The organism is Tritonibacter sp. SIMBA_163 (assembly GCF_046535935.1).
Lineage (GTDB): Bacteria > Pseudomonadota > Alphaproteobacteria > Rhodobacterales > Rhodobacteraceae > Epibacterium > Epibacterium scottomollicae.
The window spans coordinates 1-255 of sequence record NZ_JAWJBP010000832.1 but is presented as its reverse complement, the minus strand read 5'-3'; the positions used below and the strand labels follow the sequence as shown (position 1 = coordinate 255).

Annotated in this window: 1 protein-coding gene; it reads right to left on the bottom strand. The window is 65.9% G+C overall.

The window, feature by feature from the left end; genetic code table 11:
* On the bottom strand, positions 1-222 hold a 222-nt coding region (locus R0J92_RS24660; protein WP_411053623.1), incomplete at its 3' end, for a hypothetical protein.
* Between the last annotated feature and the right edge of the window lie 33 nt (positions 223-255).

The window sequence follows — 255 nt, the reverse complement described above, 5'->3', positions numbered from 1 at the left end:
ACCGATGGCCATGGCGCCGACGGCGGTGGGATTGCTGGCCGCGCCCAATTGGCCATGCACGAAGCCCTGCCATGGCTGGTCAGCCTGAGCGGTGGCCGGACCTGGAAAGCTCACCAAGGCCAGGGCGAGACTGGCCAGTACGACGATACTGCGCGCTGACGGCCCATGCCGGAGCCGCAGTATCGACCGTGCAATGACCGCGTGGGGACGCCAAGTGCGCATACATGGCGTCTACCGCGCGCTTTGGATGATTAC